Below are 18,154 nucleotides of genomic sequence, written 5' to 3' on the forward strand. Positions count from 1 at the left end.
CCGCGCTATCGAACATGTTTCTGGTCTTGGATCACCATGGGAAAGCTCATCCCGTTTTGTGCGTCTAGAGTGGGATGCGGTTTCCCAAAGGTGCCGTTAGGGGAAACCACATCCCGGTTTATGCCCTTGAAATGGGATACCGTTTCCCGGAGGGGGCCCAGCGGGAAACGGCATCCCATTCTGGGCCCGAAAAGTGGGATACGGTTTCCGGCCGGCATGAATAAAGCCTCCGCAGCTCGTGTGGCTGCGGAGGCTTTATTCGTTGCGGTGCATTGTGTTTGGGTCGTTGAGATGAGTCGATTTGCCCCGAAAGAGGAGGGCATTGACCTTAGGGTCATGCCCGACGAATGAGCGGCAAATCGGCCATCTCGGCGAGCCGAACTACTCCAGCTCAAACGCTCCGGTATAGAGCTGGTAGTAGTACCCATGCTTGGCGATCAGCTCGTCGTGGTTGCCGCGCTCGATGATACGACCGTGGTCCAGGCAGATGATCGCGTCGGAGTTGCGCACGGTGGACAAGCGGTGCGCGATGACAAACGTCGTGCGGCCTTCCATGAGCTTGTCCATGCCCGCCTGCACGATGGCCTCGGTGCGGGTATCGATGCTCGACGTGGCCTCGTCCAGGATCATCGCCGGCGGATCGGCGACGGCAGCGCGTGCAATCGAAATCAGCTGGCGCTGGCCTTGCGACAGCTGGGCGCCGTTGCCGGTGAGCATGGTGCCGTAGCCGTCGGGCAGGCGGGTGATAAAGTCGTCAGCGCCCGCGAGCTTGGCAGCCGCGATGCACTCCTCGTCGGTGGCATCCAGGTTGCCGTAGCGGATGTTATCCATCACGGTGCCGGTGAACAGGTTCACGTCCTGCAACACGACGCCCAGCGAGCGGCGCAGATCGGCCTTGCGGATCTTGTTGACGTTGATGCCGTCGTAGCGGATCTTGCCATCGGCGATGTCATAGAAGCGGTTGATGAGGTTGGTGATGGTCGTCTTGCCGGCACCGGTGGCGCCGACAAACGCGACCTTCTGGCCCGGCTTGGCAAACACGGACACGCCGTGCAGCACCTCGTGGCCGGGCGTGTAGCCAAAGTCGACGTTGTCCATGACCAGGTCGCCGCGCAGCGGCACGTACTCGATCTCGCCGGTTGCGCGGTGCGGATGTTTCCACGCCCACATGCCGGTGTGGTGGTCGGCCTCCTCGAGCTGCCAGGTATCGGGGTTCACTTGAGCGTTGACGAGCGTCACATAGCCTTCGTCGGCTTCGGGCTCCTCGTCGATGAGCTCAAAGATGCGGTCGGCGCCGGCGAGGCCCATGACCACGGCGTTGATCTGCTGCGAGATCTGACCGATCTGTCCGCAGAACTGCTTGGTCATGTTGAGGAACGGCACCACGACGGCGATGGACAGCGTCATGCCCGAGATGCTCAGGTTGGGCACGCCCAGCGCCAGGAAAATACCGCCTGCCAGTGCGACCAGTACGTAGAGCAGGTTGCCCAGGTTCATCAGGATGGGCATGAGGATGTTGGCGTACACGTTGGCCTTTTGCGAGACCTCGAAGAGCTTTTCGTTGCGCTCGTCAAAATCGGCCTCGGCGGCAGACTCGTGGCAGAATGCCTTGACGACCTTCTGGCCGTTCATGACTTCCTCGATATGGCCCTCGACCACGCCGAGCTCGGTCTGCTGCGCAATAAAGAAACGCGCGGAGTTGGAGCCGAGCAGCTTGGTCATAAAGGTCATAAAGACGACGCCGGCCACGATGACCAGGCACATCCACACGCTGTAGTACAGCATGATAAAGAACACCGTGACGATGACGATGGTCGTCATGAGCAGGTTGGGCAGCGACTGGCTGATCATCTGGCGCAGCGTGTCGATGTCGTTGGTGTAGTGGCTCATGATGTCGCCGCGCTGGTGCGTGTCGAAGTAGCGAATCGGCAGGTCCTGCATACGGTTGAACATCTTCTCGCGCAGCTTCTCGAGCGAGCCCTGCGTGACGATGGCCATGGCGCGGTTCCAGAACAGTGAGGACAGGATGCCGACGCCGTAGATGCAGGCGAGGGTGGTCACGAGCTGCAGAATCTTGGGCTGTGCGGTCGTCCAGTCGCCCGACTGCCACGAGTCGCTAATGATCTGCAGGGCGCTCTGAAGGAAGGTCGCGCCGATGGAGTTGATGATGGCGCAGAGCACCACGCCGACGACGACGAGGGGCAAAAGCACGGGGTAGAAGCCAAAGAGCGTCTTGATGAGGCGCGACATGGTGCCGCCCTTGCGGTTGAGCGCGCGCTCGGCGGTCGTTGCCTTACTCATGTGCCTCGCCTCCTTCCTGGGTCTGGGCTTGCGTTACGGTCGTATCGGTGTTGTCTGCCGCCGTGGCCGTGTTGCCGGAGACGTCGCCGGCGTTCTCCTCGCCCTCGGCAGACATCTTGTTCTGCGAGGTAAAGGTCTCGCGGTAGATCTCGCTTGTCTTAAGCAGCTCATCATGGTTACCGATCTGCGCGATGCGGCCACCCTCCATGACGATGATGCGGTCTGCATCCTGCACGGAGCTAATGCGCTGGGCGATGATGAGCTTGGTCGTGTTGGGCAGATAGCTTGCCAGTCCTGCGCGAATCTTGGCGTCGGTCTTGGTGTCGACGGCGCTGGTGGAGTCGTCCAGGATCAAGATCTTGGGGCGACGCAGCAGGGCACGCGCAATGCACAGGCGCTGCTTCTGACCGCCGGAAACATTGGAGCCGCCCTGCTCGATCCAGGTGTCGTAGCCCTTGGGGAAGCCGTCGACAAACTCATCGGCGCAGGCCAGATGTGCCGCCTCGCGGACCTCCTCGTCGGTGGCGTTCGGGTCGCCCCAGCGCAGATTCTCGGCAATGGTGCCGCTAAACAGCACGTTTTTCTGCAGCACCATGGCGACCTGGTGGCGCAGCGCGTCCAAGCCGTAGTCGCGCACATCCACGCCGCCCACGCGCACGGTGCCTTCGGTGGCGTCGTACAGGCGGGCAATGAGGTTTACGAGCGTGGACTTGGCCGAGCCGGTGCCGCCGATGATGCCGATGGTCTCGCCGCTCTTAATGTGCAGGTCGATGTCGTCGAGCGCCTGGCGCTTCGCATGCGCGGAATACTTAAAGCTCACGTGGTCAAAGTCGATGGAGCCGTCGGCAACCTCGAGCACGGGCTTGGTCGGGTTGGCGATCGTGGGCTCGGCGGCAAGCACCTCGGTGATGCGGTGCGCCGATTCGTCGGCCATGGTCACCATGACAAAGATCATCGATAGCTGCATCAGGCTCATGAGGATTTGGAAGCCATAGGTAAAGATCGAGGAGAGCTGGCCCACGTCGAACAGCGTGCCCTGGCTCGTGATGATGAGCTTGGAGCTCAGGTAGATGATGACGACAAACGCGCCGTTGACGCAGATGTTCATCATGGGGTTGTTAAAGGCAAGCAGCTTCTCGGCGCGGGTGAAATCCATCTGGACGTCGCGCGCGGCGGTCGCGAACTTCTCCTTCTCAAAGTCTTCGCGCACGTAGCTCTTAACCACGCGCATGCCGGTGACGTTTTCCTCGACGGACTCGTTAAGGGCATCGTACTTGTGGAACACGCGCGAGAAGATGGGGCGCACCTTAAAGATGATAAAGAACAGTCCAAAGCCCAGCAGCGGAATGATGACCAGGTAGACCATGGCAACGCTGCCGCCCATGATAAACGCCATGGTAAAGGCGAAGATCAATACCAGCGGCGCGCGCACGGCGATACGGATGATCATCATAAAGGCCTGCTGCACGTTGTTGATATCGGTGGTCAGGCGCGTGACGAGCGAGGAGCTCGAGAACTCATCGATGTTGGCAAAGCTGAACGTCTGGATCTTGTAGAACAGGTCGTGACGCAGGTTCTTGGCGAACCCGCAGCTCGCATGGCTGCAGGTGACGCCGGCCGCGGCGCCAAAAGCAAGCGACGTCAGCGCGATGAGCACCAAAAAGCCTGCGGTGGGAAGCATCTCGGCTACGGTGGCGCCGTCTTTGATGGCGTCGATCAGGTTGGCGGTGATAAATGGAATCAGCATCTCGCAGAGCACCTCGCCAAGCACGAGCAACGGCGTGGCAACGGTGTCTTTCATATAGTCGCGGATGCTGCCCATGAGGGTTTTAATCATCCAGTTCCTCCCAGGTTACGCGGATTTTATCGAGCATTTCGGCGAGGTCCTCGCGCTCGTCGTGGGTGAGCGCGCTAAAGGCCCGTTCTCTAAAGCGGATGCGGGTCGCCTGGTCGATGCGGGCGTTTTCCCGGCCGGTTTCGGTCAGGCGAATGGTGAGTTGCCGTCGATCCTTGGGGTTACGGCTGCGCTCGATGAGGCCGTTGAGCTCGAGCTTGGACAGGATCTCGGAAAGCGACCCCGGCTTGAGGTCAAAGTGCATGCCGAGTTCCTGCTGCGACATCTCGCCGCCGGGTTGCTTGGCCAGCAGGCAGATGATGGGCGCCTTGCCGGACACGCCTCCGCCATGAAAATGCATGTAATGGCCGCAAAAGCCCAGATTATTGAGGATGCGCTTGGCAAGCTTGTCTTCCGAGCTAACCGCTTCGGGTGCATCCGCCGGCCGTGACGGGTCGCCGCCGGGCTCGTGCGAACAAAGGCTAAGAGGTTCATCGCACATGAATTAGTGCTGCTCCTTTCTTTAGTTAGGTAGAGGAATTGTTTTGTGCCTAACCAATTTAGGAGCGTGAGAAATCAATGTCAAGGTACCAAACTTATTATGTTCGAGTGGCACTTAGGGACGTTCCTTATGTGCCGACACTTGGGGACACTCCTTGCGCTGATAGTCGTTGGGTTAGTCGTTGGGGATGTTCTTGTTTGACTAGTCATTTAAGAACGTCCCCAATGACTAACTTCACGTAACCTTTCCGCAACAATTTGCCCTTCGCGCTGCCCGACTTCGCTCGTAACGTCCCCTGCGCTACACTTAGTCGCACTATGGCGCTGCTGCGCCGTGCCCGAAACAAGGGAGACCCTCATGAAGAACACTCAGCTGCTGCTGATCAACGATATGTGCGGCTACGGCAAGGTCGCGCTTTCCGCCATGCTGCCGGTGCTGTCGCATATGGGCTACCGTATCCACAACCTGCCGACGGCGCTGGTGTCCGATACGCTCAACTATCCCAAGTTCTACATCCATGACACCACCGAGTACGTGCGCCAGAGCCTCGCCATCTGGGAGGAGCTCGGCTTTGAGTTCGACGCCATCTCGACCGGCTTTATCGTGACCGAGGAAGAGACGCGCATCATCTCGGACTTTTGCCACCGCCGTGCGCAAAAGGGCACTAAGGTGTTCGTTGACCCCATCATGGGCGACAACGGCAAGCTCTATGCGGGCGTGCCCGAGTCCACGATTGGCCTTATGCGGCACCTGCTGGAGTGCGCAGACTACGCGGTGCCCAACTATACCGAGGCGTGCCTGCTTGCCAATAGGCCTATCGCCGAGCAAATCACGCCCGACGAGGCCCGCGCCCTTGTGGACGCCGTGCGCGAGCTGGGTGCCAAGTCGGTGGTCATTACGAGCGCCGTGGTCAATGGCACGAACGCGGTTATCGGTTACGACCATGTGGCGGGGGAGTACTTTACGATTCCCTTTGAGCTCATTCCGGTCTATTTCCCGGGCACGGGCGACACGTTCTCGGCGGTGCTCGTCGGCCGCGTTATGGCAGGTTGGAGTCTGCAGCGCGCGACGTCCGATGCCATGCGCGTGGTGGCTGAGCTTATCGAGCGTAATGCCGACCAAGAGGACAAGTCGGCTGGCCTTCCCATCGAGGCCTGCCTGGATGTGATTGACCATGAGTAATGCTGGCGAGGGTGGCGCCAAGCCTGCGGGCGAGAGCAAGCCGCTCGGCGCGCCGCGGGGCAAGCGTCCGCGCATCCGCGTGAGCTGCGTGGACCAGCTGGGTGCGTGCCGCTGCCACCATGGTCACAAGCCGGGCGACGTTTTTGACTTCGAGCGAGACCGCGGCAAGATGTGTGCCATGGCCTGCCATGTGGGCTTTCCCTATATCGATATCCTGCGCTATGGCGGAACCGTGCCTGGCAACGAGCCCGGTACGGCAAAGTTCTGCTGCCCCGAGGTCGATACGCTGAACGTCTGGCTTGCCGAGATCGTCGACGAGTAGTCGAGCGCAATGTGACAAAGGGACAGTCCCTTTGTCACATTCGCCGGGGCTGCCCCTTCTTTCTGCTTATAATCCTAAATCTCTGCATTTCATCCGATTTTAGGTTCTAAAAATCCTATATTTCATCGATAATCAAGCGCATAGAACTTTGCATTTCATTTGATGACACTGAGGGGAGAGCCTATGCTGCGCAGGAAAATAGCGGCAGAGCTGGAGCGTTGGCTGAAGTCTGCCGAGCAAAAGGCCTTATTCATCACGGGTTCTCGCCAGATCGGCAAAAGCTATTCGATTCGCGCATTTGGCAAAGCCAGCCATGCAACCTACATCGAGCTCAATCTCATGGAAAATCGTCAGGCAAAAGACGCTCTTCTCGAGGCGCGGGATGCCGATGATTTCATCAGCAGGGTGACGCTTCTCTCGGGAAAGTCGATAGCGCCGGGCAAAACGCTCGTGTTTATCGATGAGGTCCAAGAGGCCCCCGACATCATGACGATGGCAAAGTTCCTTGTTGAGGATGGGCGCTGCCACTGGGCGTTTTCGGGGTCAATGCTCGGGACTCAGTTCAAGGGCGTCAGATCCTATCCCGTGGGATATGTTCACGAGCTTAGGATGTTCCCGCTCGATTTCGAGGAGTTTTGCTGGGCAATCGGGGTGAGCGAAGGGGCTCGCCAAACGATACGCGACGCGTGCATCAACGAGAAGCCCATTCCTGGTTACATTCATGACGCGATGATGGCAAACTTCAGGACCTATACCGTTGTCGGCGGAATGCCAGAGGTCGTGCAGCGTTTCCTTGACACGCGGGGCGACCTTGCCTCTGTTCGTCAGCTGCAGTCAGAGCTCAACGAACAGTACCGACGGGATATCTCCAAGTATGCAAGCGGGCGAGCCCTTCAGGTGCAGAGCATCTACGATCAGCTCCCTATTATGCTCGAGGGCGAAAACAAGCGCTTCGTGCTCAATTCCATTGACCCCAAGGCTCACTACGAGAAGTATCAGCGAGATTTTGTATGGCTTGCCGATGCCGGCGTTGCTCTCAAAGCCGATATCGTAACCGAGCCAAAATCGCCCCTGCTCAAGACGGCACGGCCATCGCAGTTCAAGCTATATCAATCGGATACGGGCATGTTGATGGCGCGCTACCCCGTTGGAGTCGCCCAAGCGGCGTATCTTGATAGCAAGGAGCCCAATCTGGGCGGCATTTACGAAAACGTGGTGGCCCAGCAGCTGGCTGCCCAAAATCGCCAGCTTTACTACTATCAGACAAAAAAGCGCGGTGAAGTGGACTTTGTGGTCGATGGACCGGATGGGACGGCTGTTCCGATCGAGGTTAAATCGGGCTCCTATTACCACGCGCACGCTGCGCTCGGTCATGTGCTTGATACGGCTGAATATGGCGTAAGGCTCGGGATTGTTTTCTCGAGAGGCAACGTTGAGCGCAACGGAGCGGTTCTCTATTTGCCGCTATATGCGACCTGGGGCCTTTCGGATGTTTTGGGCGACTCCTGCGCCGAGGGGATAAAACTGGAGGTCAAGCCGGTCTAGGGCCAGTCCCGGATGTGACAAAGGGACAGTCCCTTTGTCACATTCATGAGTGTGGATTTTCTCCCACGCTCGTTTTATGCCGATGGCGTGGCCCGTGTGCCCGCGCCGCCCGAGCGCCTACAGCTGCTCGAGCATGGCGGTGCAACCGGCGAGTACATCGCGGTAGGTGGCGTCGAAATCGCCGGTGTACCAGGGGTCGGCCACGTCGCCGGGGCGATCGGTCCAATCGAGCAGGCGCGAGATCTTGCCATCGGGGTCCTTCCCAAAAATTCGGTACAGGGCGCGGGCGTTCTCGTCGTCCATATTGACAATGTGGTCCCAGTCGCCATACTCCGCGCGACGCACCTGACGTGCGCGATGTGCGACGACGGGAATCCCGACCTCGCGTAGCTTGGCAACGGTACCGTGGTGTGGCGGGTTGCCGATCTCCTCGGTCGAGGTCGCCGCGGAATCGATGGCAAACTCGCCCGCGCGCCCGGCGCGCCGCACTAGCTCGGTAAACACGGACTCAGCCATCGTCGAGCGACAGATATTTCCATAGCAGATAAAAAGAATGCGTTGCATGAGCGGCTTCCTTTCTAGGCGGTCGCGCAGGGCTTACAGACTGCTCTTGAGGCAGTTTGCTCCAATAAAGCCCGCTGCGTACAAGGGGAGGTGGCGCAGCTCGCGCCCGTCATCGGTTTCGCTGCGGGAAAAATTGTTCTCGGACAAAATGTAGGCATATGGCGATCGGGCTTTGTCCATAAACGACCCGAGGGTTCTCGCGCGCACGTTACGTGCGGACTTTACTTCGACGGGCACAATTTCCATACGGTCGGTCTGAAGTAAAAAATCGAGCTCGCCGGTCGTCTTCCAAGACGACGGCGGCACCCAGTAATACGTCTGCAAGCTATTGCCCGAAAATGCTTGCATGACCGAGTTTTCCGCCAGGGCGCCTCGGAAGTCGGAAGATAGCGCTATGGCGGAATCCTCTTTGAGGTCGAGCCAGAGCCGCGGGTTGATGCCGAGTTTGTAGAACATGAGGCCGGTATCGAGAAGATAGACCTTAAAGAAACTTCCATCTTCGTCGTCGAAGGGAACGAGGGGAGGCTCGATGCCTTCGGTCAGGTTGTTGACCGATATAATGCCGGCGCCTTCGAGCCAGTCGAGCGGCTCGATAAGCTTGGCGCGACGGCCTCCGCGTTCGACCTCGGAGTACTTGAATTTTTTTGTGGACGATCTCAGCAGCTGGGACGGAATGGAGCGCCAGACCTTGCGCGCCGCCACGCCGCTGATCCCGTTTTCGGGGTCGGTCATATCGGCGGTATAGGTCTCGTCGATTTCGCGCTGCTCGACGCGCGCATCCTCGATGGATAACGTCTTGCGATATGCGTTGACGGCGGCGGGCATGCCGCCCACGATCTGGTATCGATGAAACAGGCTGAGCGCGGCTTGGTGCGCGGCGTAGGTCTCGAGCGTGCCGGCGTGGGTACGAATGGCATTGGCCATCTGCTCCTCGTCGAGCGCCCAGAGAAACTCCTCGAACGACATAGGATGCATGGTCTCTTGACGAACGCCGCTGGGAAAAGGCAACTTGCGCTTGCGCGTGGCGACGCCGAGCTGACTGCCGGTCGCGCATATGCGCCAGCCCGAACCCGAAAAAAAGCGAAGCGAGTTGAGCGCCCGTTCGCAGAGCTGCACCTCGTCAAACAGGATGAAGGCGGTTTCTTTGCGAATGGGGGTGCGTTTATAGTCTGAGATTCGCGCCACGATGGCGTCAACGTCGTCGGTGGGACAGTCGAACAGCGGAGCGATCAGCTCAAGATCGGTCTGAAAGTCGAGTTTGACAAACGCATCGCCGGCGATTCGTCTGCCGATTTCCTCGGCAACGTACGTTTTGCCTACGCGTCGCGCACCACGGATGAGGAGGGGGCGCGACGCGTCCTTTGTCGCCCATGATTCGATAACGGATTCGATTGATCTGCGCATGGGGCCGCCTTTCCAATTTCGTGTACTTCAGATACATAGTTTAGTACGATTTCATGTACTCGAAATACACAAAATCGTAGAAAAGCGTGTATCTGAAGTACACGAAATTACACTGCTGGAGCTTGCAGACGGATAAACACTACTCGTATGGGACGGTTTTCACCGGTTGCTCGCCACCTTGGACTATGTTCGCCCCTATGCCTGCATCCGGGGCTGTGCTGATTGACGACGGCGCTCCCAGCGAGCCAACTTAATCGTCACCAGCGTGAGCGCCCAGGCCACAAGCGAGAACGCGGCACCCACTGCGCCTACATATGCAATGCCAACGCTGCTTACCACGGCGCCGCCCGCTGCGGTGCCAAACGAGATGCCGACGTTAAACGCCATGGGCTCAACCGAACTTGCGAGTACCATCGACTTGGGGTGGCGGCTGCGTGCCACATCCATAAAGTGTGTGATGCACGACACCGAGAACAGGTACATGAGCAGCGCCAAGCTAAAGACAAAGACCAGCGCGAGCGGCATGGTGCCGCCCAAAGCAAACAGCCCGAGTAACGCCGCAGCCTGCAGCACAAACGTCACAAGCAGCGCCTTCATGCCAAAGCGCGCATCGATCCACCCGCCCAGGATGTTCGAGATCAGGCAGAACACGCCGTAGGCCATGAGCGTGGTGCTGGCTTCGACCGTGCCCATGCCCAGCACCTGCTCAAGATAAGGCGTCACGTAGCCGTAGAACACATAGACCGAGCCCACGCCAAACAAGAAGATGAGCATGCCGGTAATGATACTCGGCTCGCGTAGCAGACCCGCCTGTTCGCGAAAAGTGGCGGGCTCGTCGGTTTGCCCAGCGCGCGGCATAAACGCCACGAGCGCTCCGCAGATCAGAACGGCAAAGGTCAGCGTGCCGTACATGGCCACGTGCCAGTCGAGCGTGTCGGCCACAAACTTGCCGATCGAAGTGACAAAGACCATTGCCACGGAAAACGCGCCGTACACTACCGAGATGGCGAGTGAGGTCTGCTGCGGGGACAGCAGCTCAGGGATGTACGTCACGCCCACGGCGAGCAGCGCACCCGAGACGGAGCCCAGGACAATACGCGAGATAAACAGCACTTGAAAGTTGGGCGCCAGCGCCATAACCAAATTGCCGAGCACAAAGACGATGCTGTAGCACACGAGCAGCTGGTAACGACGGAAGCGCCCCGTGCTGAGCGCGAGCGCCGGCGTCGCGATAGCGTAGACCAGTGCGAACACGCTAATAAGTTGGCCTGCGGTGGCAAGCGATACGCCGAGTTCCGTCGCTAGGTCGCTTTCGATGCCGATGACCACGAACTCGGAGCAGCCGAGCGAGAATCCCAACAGCACGAGCAGCGCCAGGCAGAGCTTGGTGCGTGCGGGGGAGAGCGCGGCGGTAGTTGACTTACTTTTTGGCGTGGTTGCGGCGGTCAAGGTTGTCACTCCAATGTCGCGTGAATAAGCGGGATTCAATCCCTGCAACTCTAACAGAATGTGACAAAGGGACAGTCTCTTTGTCACATTCGCGGCGTGGCTGCCGCCTAAACCGTCACAACATTCGATGAAAATCTCGAAAACGAGGAAAAACGTCGAATGTTGTGACGGTTTTCGTGTCCGGCGCGGGTGAGCTTCGGTGCCGTCTGGGGGTATAAGACTAGCGAGTGTTTATTTGCGAGGCCTAAGGGGCGCCCCGTATGGATATCGATAACTTTGAATGGTGGTATAGCGAGGGCGAGGCTCCGGACGAGGAGTGGGACGAGCCCGCGTCGCGTGACGTGTCGAGCGACGAGGACGAGACCGGCAACGATGCCGCTGTCGAGCCTGACGCCGCCTCCGATGCCGCCGAGCCCCTGACCTTTGAGCAGGCTTGGGCCCAAGCCGAGGCCGATGAGGCCAAGGCCGACGCTACGGCCACGCTCGGCGAGCCAGCCGACATGTCGATCTCGCCGGCAAAGACCCCACAGCCGCGTCACACCATCGATCCCGACAGCACGGCATCCTTCAGTATTCTCGACGTGCCCTCGCAGGGTGCCCAGGCGCCCGCGCCCACACGTCGCCCCAATCTGTCTCGCGAGGAAGATGCAGAACGTCGCTCTCCGCTTGGCCCCATCCTTATCGCCTTCATGGCCGGCGTTATCGCATGCTCGGTAATTGGTAGCGTTTGGAGCCATGTTGAACAACAGCGAAAAGACGCCGCCAAGGTCGAGATGTCTATCGAGCAATCGCTCGGCCGCACGCGCTCGGTACATGTGTCGGTCGAGGTCAAGGACGGCGCGACGTGGGACACCGCGCGCGGCGACAGCCAAATGCTCATTCACATCGTGGGGCGCACGCTCAAAGGGCGGACGATTGACGAGTATCAATACGTCAATTCCGCTGGTGACGGCATCGAGCTTAAGCCCGGCGACTACGAGCTCACCGTCGATGAACCGCCCGTCGCCACCGACGGTACGCGCTTCCGTGCCTCAAAGCGCATGGTCCCCGTGAGCTTTAACTCACAGGCGCTCGACACGGTCGACACTACACCGCAGGGCGGGTTCGACCTTTACGTGGATACCCAGTAGGCGCCCGCCGCTCATTCCGCTATGGCTACTCAATAATCGCCTGCCGTCCCGCCGCCAAGAGTGGGACAATAGTCCTCGACACTATTGTTTACTTTTGGAGGAAGTAGCATGTCTACCGTCACTACCATCAAGCGCGGCGGCCTCACCGCGGCCATCGATTCCATGGGTGCCCAGCTCACGAGCCTTGCCCTCAACGGCAACGAGTATCTGTGGCAGGGCGACCCCGCCTTTTGGGGCAAGCATGCGCCCATCCTGTTCCCCATTGTGGGCTCGCTGCGCAACAACACGGCAACGTCTGCGGCCGGTACCTGCGAGATGCCGCGCCACGGACTCGCGCGCATCGTCGAGCACAAGCTGGTCGAGGTTTCGGAGGACGGCTCCTCGGTAACGTACGAGATCACCGACACGCCCGAGTCGTTCAAGGCCTTTCCGTACCACTTTAAGCTCAACATGACCTATGCCCTGACCGGCGACGCCACGCTTACCCAGACCTTTGCCGTTACGAACACCGGCGACGTGGACCTGCCGTTCTCGGTGGGCGGCCACCCCGCGTTTAACGTACCGGCTCCCGGTGCCGAGGACGAGGCATTCGAGGATTACGAGCTGGCGTTTACCGAGGCTTGGACCAACGAGGCCCCCATCATTACGCCCGATGGTCTCATGACGTTCGAGGGCAGCTACAAGGCGCCCGATAACTCGGACGTGCTGCCCATCACGCACCGCAACTTCGATAACGACGCCATCATGTTCACCGATACCCCGGGTTCCACGCTCACGCTGCGCGGTCGCAAGTCGGGCCATGGCGTCAAGATCGACTTTGAGGGCTTTAAGTACATCGGCGTGTGGTCTGCCGCCAACGACGCCCCGTTTGTGGCGCTCGAGCCCTGGACCGGTCACACCACCATGGACACCGAGGACGACGTCTTTGAGCACAAGGTCAACACCATCACCTTGGCTCCCGGCGAGACGGACAAGCGCAGCTTTAGCGTTACCTTGCTCTAGAGGTTCCGCCGCTCGGTCGATGCTGCGCGCCACCCAGAGCGACAATTTGTCATTCAAAAGGCAAGGTATGACCAGAAGGTCTATGCCTTGTCTTTTTCATGCCTAGTCGTTGGGGACGTTCTTGTTTGACTAGTCGTTTAAGAACGTCCCCAGCGACTACCAATCGTTTTCAGTTCGTAAACTTGCATATATGCATTTATATATGCATTTGCTGGAGGTAGCGCTGAGCGGTATCCTGTTAAGTCGTCAGCATACGATCCAACAGGGAAGGCAGATTATGCATTCTCCCCAACAGCGCGATGCGCAGCGCCAACCGGTGTGCAGCCGTCGCATCTTTCTGGGTAGCGCTCTCGCTGCGAGCGCTACCGTCGTCGCCGGCGCGCTTGCCGGCTGCCAGCGCCCCTCTACGCTGGAAGTTGTCCAGCCCACGACGGGCGGCGGTCGCGACGACCTGTCCGATTCCGTGATCGGCAAGGACAAGATCCGCATTGGCATGGAGGCGGCCTACGCCCCGTACAACTGGCAGGTCTCCGAGGCCAGCGAGTTCACCATCCCCATCGACAACGTGCAGGGCGCCTATGCCGACGGCTACGACGTTCAGATCGCCAAGGTTGTCTGCAAGGCCCTCGGCGGCGAGCCCGTTGCCGTCAAACAGAGCTTCTCGGGCCTTATCGACTCGCTCAACAACGGCCAGATCGACCTCATCATCGCTGGCATGAGCGCCACGCCCGAGCGCGAGGAGTCCGTCGGCTTTTCCGACCCGTACTTCATTGGCTACTTTGGCCTGTTCGTAAAAGAGGGCTCGCCCTACCAAAACGCCACCAAGCTCAGCGACTTCAGCGGCGCCACGGTGCTCGGCCAAAAGGACACCATGCTCGATACCGTCATCGACGAGATCCCGGGCGTCGTTCACAAGAACCCGGTCGATTCGGTCCCCACGGTGTTCTCGAACCTGCTGCAGGGCACCTGCGACGCCGTGACCTACAACACCGAGAACGAAAAGGGCTACATGGCCCAAAATCCCGGTATCGTCCCCATTCATTTTGCCGAAGGCGAGGGCTTTAAGCAGGAGGTCACGGCAAACGTCGGTTGCCGCAAGGGCTCAAAGAAGCTGCTCAAGATGATCGATAAGGCCCTCAAGGGCATCAGCCAGGAGGAGCGCGACCAAATGTGGGACGCGTGCCTCGACCGTCAGCCGGCATAGGGAGGCAGCATGAAAACCATCAATCGCCTGGCCTCCTTTATCAAGGCCGATCACCGTTACGTATACCTGGGCACGAGCGTCATCGCGGCGCTTGGCCTGGCGTTTAGCCAGCGCAACCCCACGCCGCTGAGCTTTTTGGCGCCCACTGGCATCTTCCAGGACTGCCTTTGGGCGATCCTGTGGGCCTGGGTCGTCGTGTCGGCGGCGGCACTCGTCACCAAGCTCATGCACTGGAACGACTATCGCGAAAAGTCGCCGTTCGCATCCGAGCGCTTCCGCCACGGCGCGCGCTTGGTCAGCTATGTCGTCGTTGCCATCGCGGCAATCTTCTTTATCGACCGCTGTGTCATGTCGTTTATCGACCTGGTGCAGGTAAGCATCGTCTCGGATTCCAACCCCAGCGACTTTTTGCCGAGCCTGGTCTACATGACCTATAAGAGTGGTGACTTCTTTATCCGCGGCATCGAAATCACCATCGCGCTTGCCACCTTCGGCACCGTCATCGCCTTCTTCCTGGCACTGCTCTTTGTGTTCCTGCGCATTCAGACGTTCGACCGCGTGGACAACGACTTGGTGCGTTTCTTTAAGAGTATCGGCCGCGGCTTCGCGACCGTCTACTCCACCATCGTGCGCGGCACGCCCATGATGGTCCAGGGCCTGCTCATCTATTACGCGGGCTTCACCGTTCTGCGCGGCATGGGCTTCGAGACCGCCCAGGCCAACCAGATCTGGAGTACCTTCACCGCCGGCCTCGTCACCATCTCGCTCAACTCCACCGCCTACATGATGGAGGTCCTGCGCGGCGGCATCGAGTCCATCGATCCCGGCCAGGCCGAGGCGGCGCGTTCGTTGGGTCTGTCGCAGTGGCAGGCCATGCGCAAGGTCGTGTTCCCCCAGGGCATTAAAAACGCGATCCCCGCACTCACCAACGAGCTCATCATCAACATCAAGGACTCGTCGGTGCTCTCGGTCATCGGCGTGTTTGACCTCATGTACGCTACTACCACGGTCGCCGGCGTGTACTACCGCCAGATGGAGGTCTACTGCGTGGCGCTCGTGGTTTACCTGATCCTGACGCTCGTGGCGAGCCGCCTGCTCGAGGCCTTTGGCAAAAAGCTCGGCGCCGAGGCCCCGGCAACGCTGCCCAGCTCCAACTAGGCTCAAGACGAGGAGAATCATCATGGCAGATATCGCCACTACCGGCACCGCGGCCGCCGCACAGACCAATGAGCCGCTCATCCGCGTCGAGGGCCTGCGCAAGAGCTTCGGCTCGCTCGAGGTGCTCAAGGGCATCGACCTGTCCGTTAACCCCGGCGAGGTCGTCACCATTATCGGCGCCTCGGGTTCGGGCAAGTCAACCTTCCTGCGCTGCCTCAACCTGCTCGAGACCCCGTACGCGGGCCACATCTGGTTCCACGGCCAGGACCTCACGGCCGAGCGCTGCAACATCAACAAGCTGCGTGAGGACATCGGCATGGTATTCCAGGGCTTTAACCTGTTCAACAACATGGACGTGCTCGACAACTGCACGCTCGCGCCCGTCACGCTCAAAAAGATGAGCAAGGCCGAGGCCGAGAAGGTCGCGATGGAGCATCTGACGAGCGTGGGACTCGAGAAGTTCGCGCACGCCGCCGTGGGTCGCCTGTCCGGCGGCCAAAAGCAGCGCGTTGCCATCGCTCGTGCCCTATGTATGAATCCGCAGATCATGCTGTTCGACGAGCCGACCTCCGCACTCGACCCCGAGATCGTGGGCGAGGTGCTCGAGGTCATGCGCAAGCTCGCGGCCGACGGCATGACCATGGTCGTCGTCACGCACGAGATGGCCTTTGCCCGAACCGTGTCCGACCGCGTGGTCTTTATGGATAAGGGCGTGGTGCTCGAGGACGCCGCGCCGGCCGAGCTCTTTGGCAACCCCAAACATCAGCGCACCCGCGAGTTCCTCTCGCGTTATCTCGAGGACAAATAACCGACCGCAAACGCTTACGTGGCAGGGCCGCTCCGGTGGGGCGGCCCTTGTCGTCACAATCGAAAGGATGCCATGGCCGAGGTTTGGCGCTTTTTTGCGCATGAGGATGATTTTGCCGATATAGACGAGGCTGGTGCGTGCGAGCGCCTGGGCCGTGTGCTGTCGTTTCCGACCATCTCGAGTATGGATGCCGAGGCGGTGGACTGGCAGCCGTTCGACGACCTGCGCGCGTATATGCAGCAGGCTTGGCCGCACGTATTTACGGCGGGTAAGGTCGAGCTTATCGACCATTCGCTATTGGTGACGCTTAGCGGTTCCGACCCGGCCCTCAAACCCGTCATGCTCATGGGCCACATGGACGTGGTTCCCATGGTACCCGGCACCGAGGCTGACTGGACGCATGCCCCCTTTAGCGGACATGTGGACGACACCTACATTTGGGGTCGCGGCGCCATCGATATGAAAGACCAGGTCGCAGGCATTCTCGAGGCGGTTGAGTATGCGCTCGCGCACGGCTGGGAGCACAAGCGTACCCTGCTGCTCGCCTTTGGCCAGGACGAGGAGACCACGCAGTACGGCGCAGGCGCCATCGGCCGCGCGCTCGAGGAGCGCGGCATTGAGCTTGAGTACCTGATCGACGAGGGCGACTACCGCATCGTTTCGGCTGCCGAGTATGGCGCGGGCGAGGGCTGGCTTATGCATGCCGACCTCGCGGAGAAGGGCTATGCCGATATCGTGCTCAAGACGAAGAGTGAGGGCGGGCATTCGTCCAACCCCTACGGCGGCACATCGCTCGAGGTGCTCAGCCGTGCCATCACCGCAATCTGCGATATCGAGTGGCCGACGCGCGTGACCGACTTGCTTGCCGCCCAGCTTGTCGAGTTAGGGCTCTACACGGCCGATGAAATTGCCGCCAACGGGGATGCCATTGTCCGCGATTGCCTCGCCAGCAAAAAGCTCTATCCGCTGGTGACGACCACCTGCGCGCCCACGCAGATCGAGGGTGGCAGCACCGGCGCCAACGTAATGCCGCAGGATATGTGGGCCAACATCAACTTCCGCATGCTCGAGGGTACGAGCGTGGCCGATGTCGTGGCCTGCTGCCGCGAGGCCGTTGCCACCGCTGGGCTCGCCGGCCGAGTCGAGGTCGAGCTGGGCCCCGGCAGCTCCGAGCCCTCGCCGTCCCCGCGCGTGGGCGGTCCGGGGCTCGAGGCCGTCCGCGCCATCGCCGCCCGCTATTTCCGTGATCCCAAGCCGACGGAGGAAAACGGATCGTCTGCGGTGGGCCAAGAGCCGATGAGCATCGTGCCCTCGACCGTGATTGGTGCAACCGATGCCGCCAACTACCAGCGCATTTGCCACGAGTGCATCCGCTTCTCCGCCTTTGTGGTCGACGATGACGAATGCGACCGCGGCGTCCACGGCACCAACGAGCGCATCACCCGTCGCGCCTACCTCCAAGGCATCCGCTTCCTCATCGCCCTGCTCCACACGCTCTAGCATGCGACAAAGGGACTGAGCCGATTTCATCGGTAATGAGACAAAAACTGTCATAGAATAAGACTAAGATATCTTAAGAGACATATGCTGGGGTTGGTATTTCTTGAACGACTGCGGGCATGTGCCAGACTGCCTCGGCCCCCCGGGGGGTGCCCAGGCGGGTCGCCGTGTGACGGGGAGGGAAATTATGCAGGAGCTCAGAGAGGCGCGTCTCTACTCATGAATATGGTTACCGGGGGGGGGCGTCCC

At 60.0% G+C, this 18,154-nt stretch carries 15 protein-coding genes; 9 read left to right on the top strand and 6 right to left on the bottom strand.

The genetic code is table 11. The features are described from left to right. Nucleotides 1-381 precede the first annotated feature (381 nt). The 3 genes from AAAX77_RS04995 to AAAX77_RS05005 are packed head-to-tail and all read right to left on the bottom strand — an operon-like array spanning nt 382 to nt 4,637. On the bottom strand, nt 382-2,301 hold the full coding sequence (locus AAAX77_RS04995) for an ABC transporter ATP-binding protein (protein WP_349105075.1): 1,920 nt from the start codon (nt 2,299-2,301) through the stop codon (nt 382-384). Then, nucleotides 2,294-4,138 carry an ABC transporter ATP-binding protein gene (locus AAAX77_RS05000; RefSeq protein ID WP_349105077.1) on the bottom strand — a complete coding sequence of 615 codons (1,845 nt, stop codon included), beginning with the start codon at nt 4,136-4,138 and terminating at the stop codon, nt 2,294-2,296. Before AAAX77_RS05000 ends, AAAX77_RS04995 begins: the two co-directional genes overlap by 8 nt. Then, the gene (locus tag AAAX77_RS05005; RefSeq protein WP_349105078.1) at nt 4,131-4,637 is read right to left on the bottom strand and encodes a MarR family winged helix-turn-helix transcriptional regulator; all 507 of its coding nucleotides are present in this window, start codon (nt 4,635-4,637) and stop codon (nt 4,131-4,133) included. Before AAAX77_RS05005 ends, AAAX77_RS05000 begins: the two co-directional genes overlap by 8 nt. Before the next feature lie 357 nt (nt 4,638-4,994). Between AAAX77_RS05005 and AAAX77_RS05010 the strand changes: the two genes are divergently transcribed. From AAAX77_RS05010 to AAAX77_RS05020, 3 genes are all read left to right on the top strand, one after another. After that, the gene (locus AAAX77_RS05010; protein WP_349105080.1) at nt 4,995-5,819 is read left to right on the top strand and encodes a PfkB family carbohydrate kinase; all 825 of its coding nucleotides are present in this window, start codon (nt 4,995-4,997) and stop codon (nt 5,817-5,819) included. Further along, nucleotides 5,812-6,141, top strand: coding sequence for a TIGR04076 family protein (locus tag AAAX77_RS05015; RefSeq protein WP_349105081.1), 330 nt, complete (start codon nt 5,812-5,814; stop codon nt 6,139-6,141). The genes AAAX77_RS05010 and AAAX77_RS05015 overlap by 8 nt, the downstream gene beginning before the upstream one ends. Nucleotides 6,142-6,324: 183 nt before the next feature. Beyond that, entirely contained in the window at nt 6,325-7,686 is a 1,362-nt protein-coding gene (locus AAAX77_RS05020) for an ATP-binding protein (protein ID WP_349105082.1), read from the top strand. A 117-nt stretch (nt 7,687-7,803) separates the two neighbouring features. Here the strand turns inward: AAAX77_RS05020 and AAAX77_RS05025 are convergent, their stop codons facing one another. From AAAX77_RS05025 to AAAX77_RS05035, 3 genes are all read right to left on the bottom strand, one after another. After that, nucleotides 7,804-8,250, bottom strand: coding sequence for a low molecular weight protein-tyrosine-phosphatase (locus AAAX77_RS05025; RefSeq protein WP_349105084.1), 447 nt, complete (start codon nt 8,248-8,250; stop codon nt 7,804-7,806). A 33-nt stretch (nt 8,251-8,283) separates the two neighbouring features. After that, on the bottom strand, nt 8,284-9,654 hold the full coding sequence (locus AAAX77_RS05030) for an ATP-binding protein (RefSeq protein WP_195521268.1): 1,371 nt from the start codon (nt 9,652-9,654) through the stop codon (nt 8,284-8,286). Nucleotides 9,655-9,849: 195 nt separating this feature from the next. Then, entirely contained in the window at nt 9,850-11,112 is a 1,263-nt protein-coding gene (locus AAAX77_RS05035; RefSeq protein ID WP_349105087.1) for an MFS transporter, read from the bottom strand. A gap of 251 nt (nt 11,113-11,363) precedes the next feature. On the opposite strand from AAAX77_RS05035, the gene AAAX77_RS05040 reads away from it, so the two are divergent. The 6 genes from AAAX77_RS05040 to AAAX77_RS05065 all read left to right on the top strand — a co-directional run bounded on the left by AAAX77_RS05040 (nt 11,364) and on the right by AAAX77_RS05065 (nt 17,905). Then, nucleotides 11,364-12,233, top strand: coding sequence for a hypothetical protein (locus AAAX77_RS05040; protein ID WP_349105088.1), 870 nt, complete (start codon nt 11,364-11,366; stop codon nt 12,231-12,233). Nucleotides 12,234-12,341: 108 nt separating this feature from the next. Continuing rightward, the gene (locus tag AAAX77_RS05045) at nt 12,342-13,235 is read left to right on the top strand and encodes an aldose 1-epimerase family protein (protein WP_349105090.1); all 894 of its coding nucleotides are present in this window, start codon (nt 12,342-12,344) and stop codon (nt 13,233-13,235) included. A 277-nt stretch (nt 13,236-13,512) separates the two neighbouring features. Next, entirely contained in the window at nt 13,513-14,439 is a 927-nt protein-coding gene (locus AAAX77_RS05050; RefSeq protein ID WP_349105092.1) for a transporter substrate-binding domain-containing protein, read from the top strand. 9 nt (nt 14,440-14,448) lie between these two features. Next, a complete protein-coding gene (locus tag AAAX77_RS05055; protein WP_349105094.1) occupies nt 14,449-15,597 on the top strand; it encodes an amino acid ABC transporter permease in 1,149 nt (382 codons plus the stop codon). Between the two features lie 22 nt (nt 15,598-15,619). After that, entirely contained in the window at nt 15,620-16,405 is a 786-nt protein-coding gene (locus AAAX77_RS05060) for an amino acid ABC transporter ATP-binding protein (protein ID WP_349105095.1), read from the top strand. 72 nt (nt 16,406-16,477) lie between these two features. Then, nucleotides 16,478-17,905: a M20/M25/M40 family metallo-hydrolase gene (locus AAAX77_RS05065; protein ID WP_349105096.1), complete on the top strand. Its 1,428-nt coding sequence runs from the start codon at nt 16,478-16,480 to the stop codon at nt 17,903-17,905. Nucleotides 17,906-18,154: the final 249 nt, after the last annotated feature.

The organism is Collinsella sp. CLA-ER-H6, assembly GCF_040092305.1.
Taxonomy (GTDB): Bacteria; Actinomycetota; Coriobacteriia; order Coriobacteriales; family Coriobacteriaceae; genus Collinsella.